The organism is Klebsiella sp. 141161 (assembly GCF_050600815.1).
Classification (GTDB): Bacteria; Pseudomonadota; Gammaproteobacteria; order Enterobacterales; family Enterobacteriaceae; genus Klebsiella; species Klebsiella aerogenes.
This window is the reverse complement of the sequence record NZ_JAQIRN010000008.1, coordinates 211854-225948: the sequence shown is the minus strand read 5'-3', so window position 1 is coordinate 225948 and position 14095 is coordinate 211854. Positions and strand designations below refer to the sequence as shown.

10 protein-coding genes and 1 pseudogene are annotated in these 14095 nt (G+C 44.2%); 8 read left to right on the top strand and 3 right to left on the bottom strand.

Annotated features, from left to right (window positions below; all coding sequences use genetic code 11):
* Positions 1 to 174 precede the first annotated feature (174 nt).
* Positions 175 to 1044, top strand: a complete 870-nt coding sequence (locus PGR79_RS20245; RefSeq protein ID WP_045394768.1) for a phosphorothioated DNA-binding restriction endonuclease — start codon at positions 175 to 177, stop codon at positions 1042 to 1044.
* A gap of 40 nt (positions 1045 to 1084) precedes the next feature.
* Here PGR79_RS20245 and PGR79_RS20240 read toward each other — a convergent pair whose 3' ends face one another.
* From PGR79_RS20240 to PGR79_RS20230, 3 genes are all read right to left on the bottom strand, one after another.
* Positions 1085 to 1426, bottom strand: coding sequence for a putative T6SS immunity periplasmic lipoprotein (locus tag PGR79_RS20240; protein WP_087858371.1), 342 nt, complete (start codon positions 1424 to 1426; stop codon positions 1085 to 1087).
* Positions 1423 to 1983, bottom strand: coding sequence for a type IV secretion protein Rhs (locus tag PGR79_RS20235; RefSeq protein WP_171829914.1), 561 nt, complete (start codon positions 1981 to 1983; stop codon positions 1423 to 1425). The genes PGR79_RS20240 and PGR79_RS20235 overlap by 4 nt, the downstream gene beginning before the upstream one ends.
* Positions 1984 to 2401: 418 nt before the next feature.
* Entirely contained in the window at positions 2402 to 3262 is an 861-nt protein-coding gene (locus PGR79_RS20230; protein WP_023301399.1) for a hypothetical protein, read from the bottom strand.
* Positions 3263 to 3435: 173 nt separating this feature from the next.
* On the opposite strand from PGR79_RS20230, the gene PGR79_RS20225 reads away from it, so the two are divergent.
* The 7 genes and pseudogenes from PGR79_RS20225 to PGR79_RS20195 all read left to right on the top strand — a co-directional run bounded on the left by PGR79_RS20225 (position 3436) and on the right by PGR79_RS20195 (position 14095).
* Positions 3436 to 4583, top strand: a protein-coding gene (locus tag PGR79_RS20225) for an IS3 family transposase (RefSeq protein WP_430922392.1) whose coding sequence is annotated in 2 segments (ribosomal slippage) — positions 3436 to 3673 and positions 3673 to 4583 — 1149 coding nt in all. Because the reading frame shifts where the segments join, the coding sequence is not laid out codon by codon here.
* Between the two features lie 348 nt (positions 4584 to 4931).
* Positions 4932 to 5509: pseudogene (locus tag PGR79_RS20220) on the top strand (hypothetical protein).
* Positions 5510 to 5768: 259 nt separating this feature from the next.
* Entirely contained in the window at positions 5769 to 7325 is a 1557-nt protein-coding gene (locus PGR79_RS20215; RefSeq protein WP_043018264.1) for a type I restriction-modification system subunit M, read from the top strand.
* Positions 7322 to 8479, top strand: coding sequence for a restriction endonuclease subunit S (locus PGR79_RS20210; RefSeq protein WP_430922390.1), 1158 nt, complete (start codon positions 7322 to 7324; stop codon positions 8477 to 8479). The genes PGR79_RS20215 and PGR79_RS20210 overlap by 4 nt, the downstream gene beginning before the upstream one ends.
* A gap of 1 nt (position 8480) precedes the next feature.
* A complete protein-coding gene (locus PGR79_RS20205; RefSeq protein ID WP_430922388.1) occupies positions 8481 to 9680 on the top strand; it encodes an anticodon nuclease in 1200 nt (399 codons plus the stop codon).
* On the top strand, positions 9673 to 12792 hold the full coding sequence (locus PGR79_RS20200) for an HsdR family type I site-specific deoxyribonuclease (RefSeq protein ID WP_032413264.1): 3120 nt from the start codon (positions 9673 to 9675) through the stop codon (positions 12790 to 12792). The genes PGR79_RS20205 and PGR79_RS20200 overlap by 8 nt, the downstream gene beginning before the upstream one ends.
* Positions 12793 to 13195: 403 nt before the next feature.
* On the top strand, positions 13196 to 14095 hold the full coding sequence (locus PGR79_RS20195) for a restriction endonuclease (RefSeq protein WP_430922386.1): 900 nt from the start codon (positions 13196 to 13198) through the stop codon (positions 14093 to 14095).

The following is a 14095-nucleotide window of genomic DNA, read 5'->3' as shown; positions in this document are numbered from 1 at the left end:
TGAGCTATTTGATGATGAGTGACCTCATTATAGATAGAAAGCGGAAAAACTTTCGAATAGATAAATCATGGTGATAGTTGAAAAGAGACTTGGGTTGGATATCGAATCCCGGTGGCTTGATCGACAGCAGTTTTGCGAGCATCATCGCAATTATTTAGCAAAATACGTAACGCGATGCCTTCCAGTAAAACTCTGCAACAAGCGATCGCCAATATCACTATCTGGCGCAAAGGCGAACAGCGCGCGCCGCATAAACCTCTGCTGTTGTTGCACGTGCTGTCGCATTACCAGCACGGACATCCGCGGATGTTCGATTACGCCTCAGAGGTTCGTGATGAGTTACATAGCCTGCTGGAGCGTTTTGGTCCACAGCGCGCGCAATACCGCCCCGATATGCCTTTCTGGCGTCTAAAAGGCGACGGCTTCTGGGAATTACGCAACGCTGAGCAATGTTCAACTGAAGGCAGCAGACAGCCACCCTCTAAAGAACTGGAAACCTATCACGTCGCGGGCGGCTTTGACGAAGAGCACTTCGCGCTGCTGAGCAAGAATAAGAGGCTGATTAACACCCTGGCGCATCAGATCCTGCAGGCCCATTTCCCGGAGAGTATTCAGGAAGAGATCGCCGACGAGATGGGGTTTGATATCCAGCAAATTCGCAAAGAACGCGACCCGCTGTTCCGCCAGCAGGTGCTACGCGCTTATAACTATGAATGCGCTATCTGCGGCTTTAATATGCGCCATGACAACACCTCCGTCGCGCTGGAGGCTGCGCATATCAAATGGAAGCAGCACGGCGGCCCATGTGAAATTCCCAACGGCCTGGCGCTATGCGCCATTCACCACAAAGCATTTGATAAAGGTTCGATTGGCCTGGATGAGCATATGCGGGTACAGATTTCTCCCGCGGTTAACGGCGGCGGGATTGTCGGAAAGCTGTTCTGGGATTTTGATGGTAAGCAAATTGGATTGCCTCAGGGGAAGGACTGTTACCCGAAAGAGGGATTTGTGGAGTGGCACAGGAGAGAGGTATTTAGGGGGTGAGGTAAGGCACGCGACTAAATGTCACGGAGTCACCCCTCCGCTATTTAGTCAACGTCCCAACACTATCAATAAAGAATTCATGAACATATTTTTTATTATTTAAACCGTAGTTAATGACATAAGTATGATTCTTCTTCCATTCAATATCGATGCAATTGTCAGGATATGATGACATTAACTTGTCATAACCAGAACTCATTACCGTTTGCGTCTTACCGTTTTCGCCTGAATCAATAGTGTAGTAATTCAATACATCCCTTTTATCCAAACTAAAGCAAAGATGCTCTCCATTAATAATGGTATCTCTTGGGTGTGGCGCAGGATTACCACCAGGACAACCGGAAATAAGAAAAGTTAAAGGTAAGATAGCGAATCTCTTCATTGTGGAAATCCTTTCATAACTAATTTATATTTTTGAAGCAATGTATAGTCAGATTCTTTATGATCATAATCTCGTAATGCAGGCAGATACAGATAATTTTTAAAACCGTAAGCTTGCAACAACCAGTAATCACTAACTAGTGAAGCCTGCTGTTCTAAGCTATAATGTCGTATGTTCTCCTTGTCTAAACTGTAACTGTAATCAGCAAATCGGGAGAACAACCCTCTGGTTCTAACAAACATTCCGTGCTGCGCTTGCCATACATGCATTAACTCATGCATGAATCTATGTTTTTTCTGCACATCAACTTCCATTGAAAAATCATGGGAGTAGGTGTCTTCCCTAAACCACATTTCTCCGTTAGGACTCATAGCAATATCAGTAGGCTGCAGATTGAACGGCAAATAACTTTCCCGATGAATCCACACTGTATTGTACCGGAGACCGTAGCTAAATAGCGTTCTTGCTAACCCAATCTCACCAGTGGTTATAAGCCTCGTTCCACCGGGCTTAATACGTGTCCCGGATGTCGCGTTAATCCTCTCGTTTACAGGCATTCAAAATCCCTCTGAATTGCAGCGGTATTGTTTATTTATCGTACGCCAATGCAATCGACAAGGGAAAGATTTTTATCCGAAAAAAATTGCAGCCGACTTAGCGTATTTGGTGGGAATGCAGTATTCGCATTCGTTACACGGAGTGTTTAAACAGATACTGGTCATTAGACAAAAAAGAGGCGATTGGACGGTTATGTGATCGGTTTGGTGCGAAGGCCGGACTCGAATTTCAAAGCTAATCATCTGAATTTTAATTGATTAATCACCAAAGTAATGATTATGTATACTCAGTTGTATACTTATCTGTATTACTTCAAAGTGTATCGAATACACGGAACGGTCAGTAACCTACCGGTTAGAATCTCCTACGTTCGTAAATTAGCGTACTTTTCATTAGCATTTACTACACAGACTAATGTTATAAATCTTGATCTAATTTATATCTTCTCAGCACTATATAACTAAGATCACCACACCACAGTATTGGTTTACCTGTTGTAGCATATGTACAAGTACCAATAATTAGTGCATGACATCCATCTAATTCATCAAGACTATTTTTAACCTTAAACTGCTCTTTAAACTCACTTGATATTTCACTATTAATACAAATACTTAACCCGGACTTGATATTACCTGCATTTAACCAAATTTTGCCATCTCTTGTTTGTCCAACATCACTAATAAATCCCCAAAATATTCTACGAGCACCGTCCATCCATGGTGCAACATTAATAAACTCGACAAACAGTTCTCCCCCACGGTCCGGTAAATCGTTAAAAGATTGATCTTTAAACCCCACCTTTTTATCGGCGTAGCATAGTCCTTTTGACTGCACTAACTTGTAAAGTAGGTTTTTTAAAGTAAAATGAGCTGGATATTTTAAACTCCCACCATCAGCAGTTTTTTCACCCGTGAACTTTTGCCCCTGGGGTGTAGTCTCAGTGTTATCTGCCGCTGTTTTGACATTAATGTCATAGCCTTGCGTTAATCCCAAATCTAGTACTATGCCGCTGTCGGCATCTGATGCAGGCAATCCTTTATTTTCATCCCCCTCCCCTACAGCCTCATATGAAGTCCCCAGTGAGCAGTTTTCGTGGTGATGGGCGCAAAAATGCGGTGAGTCATTTCCGTAACTTGATCGTCTGAACCATGCATCCCCCTTACATTCAGTACAAAGCAAACTCCGTCTCTTCAGTTGGATCTCGGCAAGAGGCAATGCGTAAAATGCATCTGCAATCCATTCTTTTTCATCAATAGTACAGAAAGCTTTATCCACTACGATCCCCTCGCTCAGGCTACCTATCAATCCTACCATTACTTATAAAGAACATTTAGTTAGATGGTATGATCTAGTTCAAGTTATTGGGAAAAGCTGCTGTACGATTTGAATCGCCACGGGTTTAACAGACACCTCAGAGTCATTTAAGATGACTTAAAAGAGAGGTGCCCATGAGCGGTAAACGTTATCCCGAAGAGTTTAAAATTGAAGCAGTCAAACAGGTTGTTGATCGTGGTTATTCTGTTTCCAGCGTTGCAACACGTCTCGATATCACCACCCACAGCCTTTACGCCTGGATAAAGAAATACGGTCCGGATTCTTCCACTAGTAAAGAACAGTCAGATGCTCAGGCCGAGATCCGCCGTCTCCAGAAAGAGCTGAAGCGGGTTACTGACGAACGGGATATATTAAAAAAAGCCGCGGCGTACTTCGCAAAGCTGTCCGACTGAGGTACGCCTTCATCCGTGACAACATCTGTTGCTGGCCTGTTCGCCTGCTCTGTCGGGTGCTGGATGTTCATCCCAGTGGTTTTTACGCCTGGCTTCAGCAGCCGCATTCACAACGTCATCAGACAGACCTGAGACTGACAGGACAGATTAAACAGTTCTGGCTGGAGTCGGGATGCGTCTATGGTTATCGCAAGATCCATTTGGATCTGCGGGATACCAGACAACAGTGCGGAGTTAACAGAGTCTGGCGACTGATGAAATGTGCCGGAATAAAGGCTCAGGTTGGATACCGAAGCCCGCGGCCACGTAAAGGCGAGGCCAGTATAGTGTCGCCCAACAGGCTCCAGCGACAGTTCAATCCGGATACTTCGGATGAGCGTTTGGTAACGGATATAACCTACATCAGAACCCACGAAGGCTGGCTGTATCTTGCCGTGGTTGTCGATCTTTTCTCACGTAAAATTATCGGGTGGTCAATGCAACCCCGGATGACAAAGGACATTGTCCTGAATGCATTGCTGATGGCCGTATGGCGGCGTAATCCCCAAAAACAGGTGCTGGTTCACTCGGATCAGGGCAGTCAGTACACAAGCCATGAGTGGCAGTCTTTCCTGAAATCACACGGCCTAGAGGGCAGTATGAGCCGTCGCGGTAACTGCCATGATAATGCGGTTGCAGAAAGCTTTTTCCAGTTGCTGAAGCGTGAGCGGATAAAGAAAAAGATCTACGGAACGCGGGAAGAAGCCCGCAACGATATTTTTGATTACATCGAAATGTTTTATAACAGTAAGCGTCGGCATGGTTCTAGCGATCAAATGTCACCGGCAGAATATGAAAACCAGTATTATCAACGGCTCGGAAGTGTCTAGATTATCCGTGGCGATTCAAGCGAGGAGGTCAATAACTGGGTCAATGACCGACAGGCTGAGAACCATATGCTTACCAGCATGATGGATGAGTACGTCTGTTTTGCCTACCGCACTGTACTCGATCCGCTGATTTGAGCCTCAAGCCTTGTTCTGTAAGGGCTAAGAAATGTTCAGGGAGTTAAAATTAATATCGGTTAATTAATATAATTAATAGGCACTCCCTTTTTATATTCCTCTTAAACCTGTCTACAGATCTGCCCATTAATAATCCATCCCTCAGCTTATTGCCGGGGGATTACCCTCCTCTACATGGCTGCTCCAAACAGCGGTCAGGAAATAACCAACCCTATGAATATTGAACGATCCTGGACACCAGACTGGCTTCTGGAGTCTGTCTTGAACTGGCATACGGATAGTATGATCGACCGGTATGCTTGCCTTCGGCTATTCGAATAGATCTGTTCTACAAAAATGGAACGCCTAGATTCGCACAACCTGGACACCGCCGACTGGAGCGGGATATCCACTTGTTAATGAATAACATGATGAGCCTGCGAGCCGTAGTAGGTTATTTCTGGGTCATAGAGTGGACTGAGGATCACCGCTACCACGCCCATGCAGTCTTCTGGTTAGATGGTAATCGGACCCAGATAACTTATCCATGGGCTGCGAAAGCGGGCGAGCTATGGAGCAACATTACAGACAGGGAAGGCTGGCATCACCGTTGCGAATACAAGGAACACTATCGAGCAAATATTAATATCCCTGTTCACTACAACGATCCTGGAAGTATTACCAACATACGGCAGGTACTCGCCTATATGACAAAAATCCAACAGAAGGAGGGGTTGCTACTCCACGGCTGCAATGAAGTACCTGAGCGTCCACTGACAGGTCGTCCACGACTTCCCCTGCAACTCAACTGAACAGGTATGCAGGTTTATCTGCTGCAGGATACGCTCTAATGCCCAATACGGCAGACCAGAAAACGATTGCTGCAGCACAGCAAATAATCAAATTTTACTAATGCACACAGATAGAGGTAACTGGCATAGCCTTTTTGCCATCGTGAAACCACTTATCGGAAGAGTCATAACTGAATCTGATATAGATACAGTCGTTGTGAACAAATTGCGGTAAAATCTCGTCAACAGCAGTTGCTAAGAATCGAACACAGGATAAAAAATGACAAGCTTTCAACAGCGTGCAGAACTACATCGCCAAATCTGGGCTATCGCCAACGATGTCAGAGGCTCGGTAGATGGATGGGACTTTAAGCAGTATGTCCTTGGTGCACTTTTCTACCGCTTTATCAGTGAAAACTTCTCCAGTTACATCGAAGCTGGTGATGACAGCATCCACTATGCTGCGCTGGATGACAGTATCATTACCGATGACATCAAAGATGATGCAATCAAAACCAAAGGCTATTTCATTTACCCGAGCCAGCTATTCTGCAACGTTGCAGCTAAAGCCAATACCAACGACAGGCTGAATGCTGATTTAAACAGCATTTTTGTCGCCATTGAAAGTTCAGCTTATGGCTATCCATCTGAAGCCGATATCAAAGGCCTGTTTGCTGATTTTGACACCACCAGTAACCGTCTGGGTAACACGGTAAAAGACAAAAATAGCCGTCTGGCCGCCGTGCTGAAAGGTGTCGAAGGTTTAAAACTGGGTAACTTTAATGACCACCAGATTGACTTGTTCGGTGATGCGTACGAGTTCCTGATTTCCAACTATGCTGCGAATGCCGGTAAGTCAGGCGGGGAATTCTTCACGCCACAGCACGTCTCTAAGCTGATTGCTCAACTGGCAATGCACGGTCAGACACACGTTAACAAAATCTACGACCCGGCAGCAGGCTCGGGCTCACTGCTGCTACAGGCGAAGAAACATTTTGATAACCACATCATCGAAGAAGGCTTCTTTGGTCAGGAAATCAACCATACGACGTTCAACTTGGCACGTATGAACATGTTTCTGCACAATATCAACTACGACAAATTTGATATCAGGTTGGGCAATACCCTGACTGAACCACACTTTGGCGACGAAAAGCCGTTTGATGCGATTGTTTCTAACCCGCCTTATTCGGTGAAATGGATTGGCAGTGACGATCCGACTTTGATTAACGATGAGCGTTTTGCTCCGGCAGGTGTGCTGGCTCCAAAATCAAAAGCTGACTTTGCGTTTGTGCTTCATGCGCTGAACTATCTTTCCGCCAAAGGCCGGGCGGCAATTGTCTGCTTCCCGGGGATCTTCTACCGTGGCGGCGCAGAGCAGAAAATCCGCCAGTATCTGGTTGATAACAACTATGTTGAAACGGTGATTTCTCTCGCACCCAACTTGTTCTTCGGCACCACCATTGCCGTCAATATTCTTGTGCTGTCAAAGCACAAAACCGATACCAGCGTGCAATTTATTGATGCCAGTGGGCTGTTTAAGAAAGAAACCAATAACAACATTCTCACCGATGCCCATATCGCTCAGATCATGCAGGTGTTCAGCAGCAAATCAGATGTTGACCATCTGGCAAAATCAGTGCCCTTTGAAAGAGTGGCCGGGAATGAATACAACCTTTCTGTCAGCAGCTACGTGGAAGCCAAAGACACCCGAGAGATCGTTCATATTGCGGAACTAAATGCCGAGCTGAAAACTACCGTCAGCAAAATCGATCAGTTACGTAAAGATATTGATGCGATTGTGGCTGAGATTGAAAGTGGCGAGGAGCAGAAATGAGCGAACTGAGTTATCTGGAAAAACTGCTGGATGGGGTTAAAGTTGAATGGTTACCACTGGGTAATGTCACTAAATATGAACAACCAACAAAGTATCTGGTAAAGGCTAAGGATTATCACGATACGTTTAGCATACCTGTTCTTACCGCAGGGAAGACATTCATTCTTGGATATACCGATGAAACACATGGTATCTATGAAGCATCGAAAACCCCTGTAATCATTTTTGATGATTTCACTACAGCCAATAAATGGGTTGATTTTGACTTCAAAGCAAAGTCATCGGCTATGAAAATGATTACTTCAAGTGATGATATTAAATTTTCACTAAAGTATGTTTACTATTGGCTAAACACATTGCCAAACGAGCTTGTAGATGGTGACCACAAGCGTCAATGGATTAGCAATTATGCTCAGAAAAAAGTACCTGTCCCTTGCCCGGACAACCCGGAAAAGTCCCTCGCTATCCAGTCTGAAATCGTCCGGATTCTGGATAAATTTACTGCTCTTACCGCTGAGCTTACCGCTGAGCTTACCGCTGAGCTTACCATGCGTAAAAAGCAGTACAACTACTATCGCGACCAGTTGCTGAGTTTTAAAGAGGGTGAGGTTGAGTGGAAGACATTGGGAGAGGTGGCAACCTTTCGGCGAGGTACGGCAATTACTCAGAAGCAAACAACACCTGGTGACATACCCGTAGTTGCCAATGGACCAACGCCAACATACTTTCACAGCGAGAGCAATAGACAAGATGAAACTATTGTCATCGCTAGATCAGGTGCCTATGCAGGGTATGTGAGTTTTTGGAATCAGCCAATATTTTTAACTGATGCCTTCAGTGTTCACCCCAACCTAAAAATTGTAAAGCCAAAGTTTCTTTACTATGTTCTACAGAACAAACAAGAGCATATTCACGCGATGAAAAAAGGTGCCGGTGTTCCTCATGTTCGAGTAAAAGAATTTGAGTCATATGATGTACCTATTCCTCCTCTTGCCGAACAAGTCCGCATCGTAACTATTCTCGATAAATTCGACACACTGACAAACTCCATCACTGAAGGCCTTCCTCGCGAAATCGAGCTGCGCCAGAAACAGTACGAATATTATCGGGACATGTTATTTAGCTTCCCGAAGCCGGATGTGGTAGAGGCGTGACATGAGCAAGACACTCCTGGAAATAGCCCAACAGCTAAGTACGCCTAAGAAAGTCAAGAAAACTGTCTCTGAAAAAACAAAGGAAGTTGAAGAGACCAGGCCCGTGCCAAAGGTGCAGTTAATCTACGCTTTCAATGGCACAGGCAAGACACGTCTTTCCCGGGATTTCAAGCAATGGATTACGTCCAAAGTTATTGACGGAGAAGGTGATGACGAAGCTGAACAGTCGGAGTTGTCGCGCAAAAAAATCCTTTATTACAATGCTTTCACTGAGGACTTGTTTTACTGGGATAACGATCTGCAAGAAGACGCAGAACCGAAGTTGAAGGTGCAGCCGAATTCCTATACCAACTGGTTGCTGACCTTGCTAAAAGATTTGGGACAGGATGGTAATATCGTCCGTTATTTCCAGCGCTATGCGAACGACAAGCTAACGCCACACTTCAATCCAGATTTTACCGAAGTTACTTTTTCCATGGAGCGCGGCAACGATGAACGTTCCGCCCATATCAAGTTATCTAAAGGCGAAGAGAGCAACTTCATCTGGAGTGTTTTTTACACCTTGCTGGATCAAGTCGTCACAATTCTCAATGTCGCCGATCCGGATGTACGTGAGAACCGAGAGTTTGATCAACTGGAATATGTATTCATTGATGATCCCGTTAGCTCCCTTGATGATAACCATTTGATTGAATTAGCAGTCAATCTTGCAGGGCTGATCAAATCCAGTGAATCCGATTTGAAGTTCATTATCACGACGCATAATCCACTATTTTATAATGTGCTTTTCAATGAGCTGAACGGAAAAGCTTGTTACATGTTGGAGAGTTTTGAGGATGGTACATTTGCCCTCACAGAAAAACATGGCGACTCTAACAAGAGTTTTTCCTATCATCTCCACCTAAAGCAAACCATCGAACAGGCCATTGTTAACAACAACGTGGAAAGATATCACTTCACGTTACTGCGCAATCTGTATGAGAAAACGGCCAGTTTTTTGGGCTACCCTAGATGGTCCCTACTTTTACCAGACGACAAAGAACTCTATTTGAATAGAATTATGCAGTTCACAAGCCACTGTACGCTATCGAATGAAGCCGTTGCAGAACCAACGCCAGCGGAGAAAGCAACGGTCAAACTGTTGCTCGAACACTTGAAAGATAACTATAACTTCTGGCAGCAGGAACAAAAAAATGGTTGATTGCACCAAGCCAATTGCTGAGTCCAATAATTTTATCATTTTGGACAAATACAACCCGGACTGGAAGATTACCGAGAGCTACCAGAGCGAAGGTGATCTGGAGCGTGAGCTGATTCAGGATTTAGTTAACCAGGGCTATGAATACCTGCCAACCCTGAACAACACCAAGGCTATGCTCGCCAATGTCAGGGAACAGTTGCAAAGCCTTAACAATGTGGAGTTCCTGGAGGCTGAATGGCATCGCTTTGTAGAAACCTGGATGGACAAGCCCAGCGATGGCGTTGTCGAAAAGGCCCGCAAAATTCATGATGATTATGTTCATGATTTCGTCTTCGACGATGGCCGTATTCAGAATATCTATCTGCTGGATAGAAAAAACGTCCTTCGCAATAAAGTGCAGGTCATCAAGCAGTTTGAACAAGCAGGCACGCATGCCAATCGCTACGATGTCACCATTCTGGTCAATGGCCTGCCGCTGGTGCAAATTGAATTGAAAAAACGCGGTGTCGCTATACGTGAAGCCTTCAATCAGATACACCGTTACAGCAAGGAAAGCTTTAACAGTGACAATTCTCTGTTTAAGTACCTGCAACTGTTTGTTATATCCAACGGCACCGATACCCGTTACTTTGCCAATACCACCAAGCGGGATAAAAACAGTTTTGATTTCTCCATGAACTGGGCGAAGTCCGACAACACGTTGATTAAAGACCTGAAGGACTTCACCGCCACGTTCTTCCAGAAGCATACCCTGCTCAATGTGCTGTTTAACTACAGCGTGTTTGACAGTAGCCAGACGCTGCTGGTAATGCGCCCCTATCAGATTGCTGCCACCGAGCGAATCTTATGGAAAATTAACAGTGCCTTTACCGCGAAGAACTGGTCCAAGCCAGAAAGTGGGGGGTTTATCTGGCACACCACCGGATCGGGCAAAACCCTGACCAGCTTTAAGGCCGCACGTCTGGCAACGGAACTGAGCTTTATTGACAAAGTTTTCTTTGTGGTCGACAGGAAAGACCTCGATTACCAGACCATAAAGGAGTACCAGCGTTTCTCGCCGGACAGCGTCAATGGTTCTGACAATACTGCAGGCCTTAAAAGGAATCTGGATAAAGACGATAATAAAATTATCGTCACGACTATTCAGAAACTGAATAACCTGATGAAGGCGGAAGCGGACTTGTCCGTCTATCAGCAGCAGGTGGTGTTTATTTTTGATGAATGTCACCGTAGTCAGTTTGGTGAAGCACAGAAGAACTTAAAAAAGAAATTCAAACGGTATTACCAGTTCGGTTTTACCGGCACGCCAATTTTCCCGCAAAACGCATTAGGGTCGGAAACGACCGCCAGCGTTTTTGGCCGTGAGTTACATTCTTACGTGATTACCGATGCCATTCGTGATGAAAAGGTGCTGAAGTTTAAGGTGGACTATAACGATGTCCGCCCGCAGTTTAAGGCGCTGGAAACCGAAACCGACGAGAAAAAACTCAGTGCCGCGGAAAATCAGCAGGCTTTTCTTCACCCGCTGCGCATCCAGGAAATCACACAGTACATACTGAACAACTTCCGCCAGAAAACACATCGCACTTTCCCTGGTGCCAGAGGTTTTAATGCCATGCTGGCAGTAAGTAGCGTGGATGCGGCAAAAGCGTATTACGCGACGTTTAAAGAGCTACAGAAAGAGGTGGCTAATAAATCAGCCAGCTATAAACCGTTGCGGGTGGCAACTATCTTCTCTTTTGCGGCTAATGAAGAACAAAGTGCTATCGGTGACATTACTGATGAAAGCTTTGATACCAGTGCAATGAATAGCAGCGCCAAAGAGTTTCTGGATGCAGCCATTGATGATTATAACGCTCACTTTAAAACCAATTTCAGCACTGACAGCAACGGCTTTCAAAACTATTACCGTGATTTGGCCCTGCGAGTTAAAAATCAGGACATCGACCTGCTCATTGTGGTGGGAATGTTTTTAACCGGTTTTGACGCTCCGACGCTGAACACCCTGTTCGTCGATAAAAACCTGCGTTATCACGGCTTGATGCAGGCATTCTCCCGCACCAACCGTATCTTTGATGCCACCAAGACCTTCGGCAATATAGTGACGTTCAGGGATCTTGAACGCGCAACCATTGATGCTATTACGCTGTTTGGTGATAAGAACACCAAAAATGTGGTGCTGGAGAAAAGCTACAAAGAGTACATGGAGGGCTTTACTGATATCGTGACAGGTGAGGCCAAGCGCGGCTTTATGGATATTGTGACGACCTTGGAACACCAGTTCCCTGATCCGGCTAGCATTGATAGCGAGAAGGGGAAAAAAGCCTTCGTTAAACTGTTTGGTGAATACCTGCGGGCTGAAAATATCCTGCAAAACTACGACGAATTTGCCATGCTGAAAGATCTGCAAAAAGTCGATATCAGCGATTCCGATGCCGTGAAAACCTTCAAGACAGCGCATTATCTTGACGATGAAAAGTTTGCCGAATTACAGACCATTCGTCTCCCCACAGAACGTAAGATTCAGGACTATCGTTCAGCCTACAATGATATCCGTGACTGGCAGCGTCGCGAGAAAGTGGCTAATGACAAGGATAAGTCAACCACTGACTGGGATGATGTCGTGTTTGAAATCGACCTGTTGAAATCTCAGGAAATTAACCTGGATTATATTCTTGGTCTGATTTTTGAACATAACAGGCAGAAGAAAGGTAAAGAGGCATTGACTGAAGAGGTCAGACGGTTAATTCGCTCAAGTCTAGGTAATAGGGCAAAAGAAGGTCTGATTGTTGACTTTATTCAGCAGACTAACCTTGATGACATGCCGGACAAAGCTAGCATCATTGATGCATTCTTCATTTTTGCTCAGCGTGAGCAGCTGCGTGAAGCTGAAGCGTTGATAAAAGAAGAAAATCTTAATGAAGAGGCAGCGAAGCGCTATATCCGTACATCGTTAAAACGCGAATATGCCACCGAAAATGGTACTGAGTTAAACGAGACTTTACCAAAGCTTAGTCCGTTAAACCCTCAGTACAAAACGAAAAAACAAACCGTTTTTCAGAAAATTGGTGAGTTTATTGAGAAGTTTAAAGGGGTGGGTGGACAAATTTAGTCGTGGGCACATAGGGGGTCAAAATGGTCCCCCTGACCTATGCCAGTGTTCGATACAACTGTCAGTGATAAATATATTCTTATTGACTGAAGTGCATATTCCGGGTTATTAGATAACGATCGATAAAACCATCGTTAATAGACGCGGTCTATTTTTAAATTGATATATTTAGATATATTAGCTCAGACTTGATCTGACGGTTTTCACTGGCAGCACACAATCAAATATGACAGTCTGCTTTGAGCGAGGAGCTAACATTACGATATCATTAACTAGTTAAGGTTGTTTAGCCTCATTCACTTAGAAAATCGTAAACGTGTTTAGACAAATATGTTAGTGTCATGAAATAAAAATTAAATATTTTATATGTAATGATTGGGAGACAATGATGGCAAGAGATATAATGATGGATTATCCGCTCCCCGCCTACTGGCAGGACTTTGAAAGACTGACATGCGAATTGTGCCGCGCGCTATGGGACGATCCAGGCACACAGCGGCATGGAAGAGCTGGGCAGGCTCAGGGAGGAATTGATATATCTGGCCGTGATAATAATCATAATGGTCAGAGAGTTGTGGTTCAGTGTAAAAAAAGGGTGTGGAAAACTGTAGCTTCAAAGGAAACACCAGCTAGCTCTCTAACAATTCAAGAAATCGATGATGAAATAAAAGAATTCATTAATTCAGGGAAAATTGCTGATCGTTATATTATAGCAATTACGGGGTTGAGGGATAAATCACTTCAGAATCATATTGACTCCATAAATGACTCTAAAGTTAATACTTTTGAAGTAAATATCTGGTTCTGGGATGAATATAGTGAATGGTTAAGTGAAAACCCTAAAATAGAAGCAAAATATTATCACGATATTGTTAAGTTTCGCAGTGAATATAGCTCTGAAGAATTGTTCTGTGAAATGCTTCATTCTGCTTTTGATCGACCTGCCTTTCATACTGAATTCTATTGTGAAAACAATATAGACAACTTTTTGCAGGCACTTGAGAGTATTCAACAAGCATTAACTACAGGAAATCTTGTAAACCGAGACGGGCATGTACAAAATCAAGTTCGTATACCCGATAAAAGAAAATTACCTCTTGAATATCAACAATTGAAGAAAAAAATTCAAAATCTAAGGGATTATACTACGCAGGAGGTACGTACAGGCGCTATCACACAGCAGAATGAGTGGTTAATCATTAGTAATAGTGTCATTATAGGAAAGATGAATGCATTTAGAATAGAGATCATACATCTATTAAACAAAATTCTAGACCACTATGGGTTTGAACATTTTCATTAG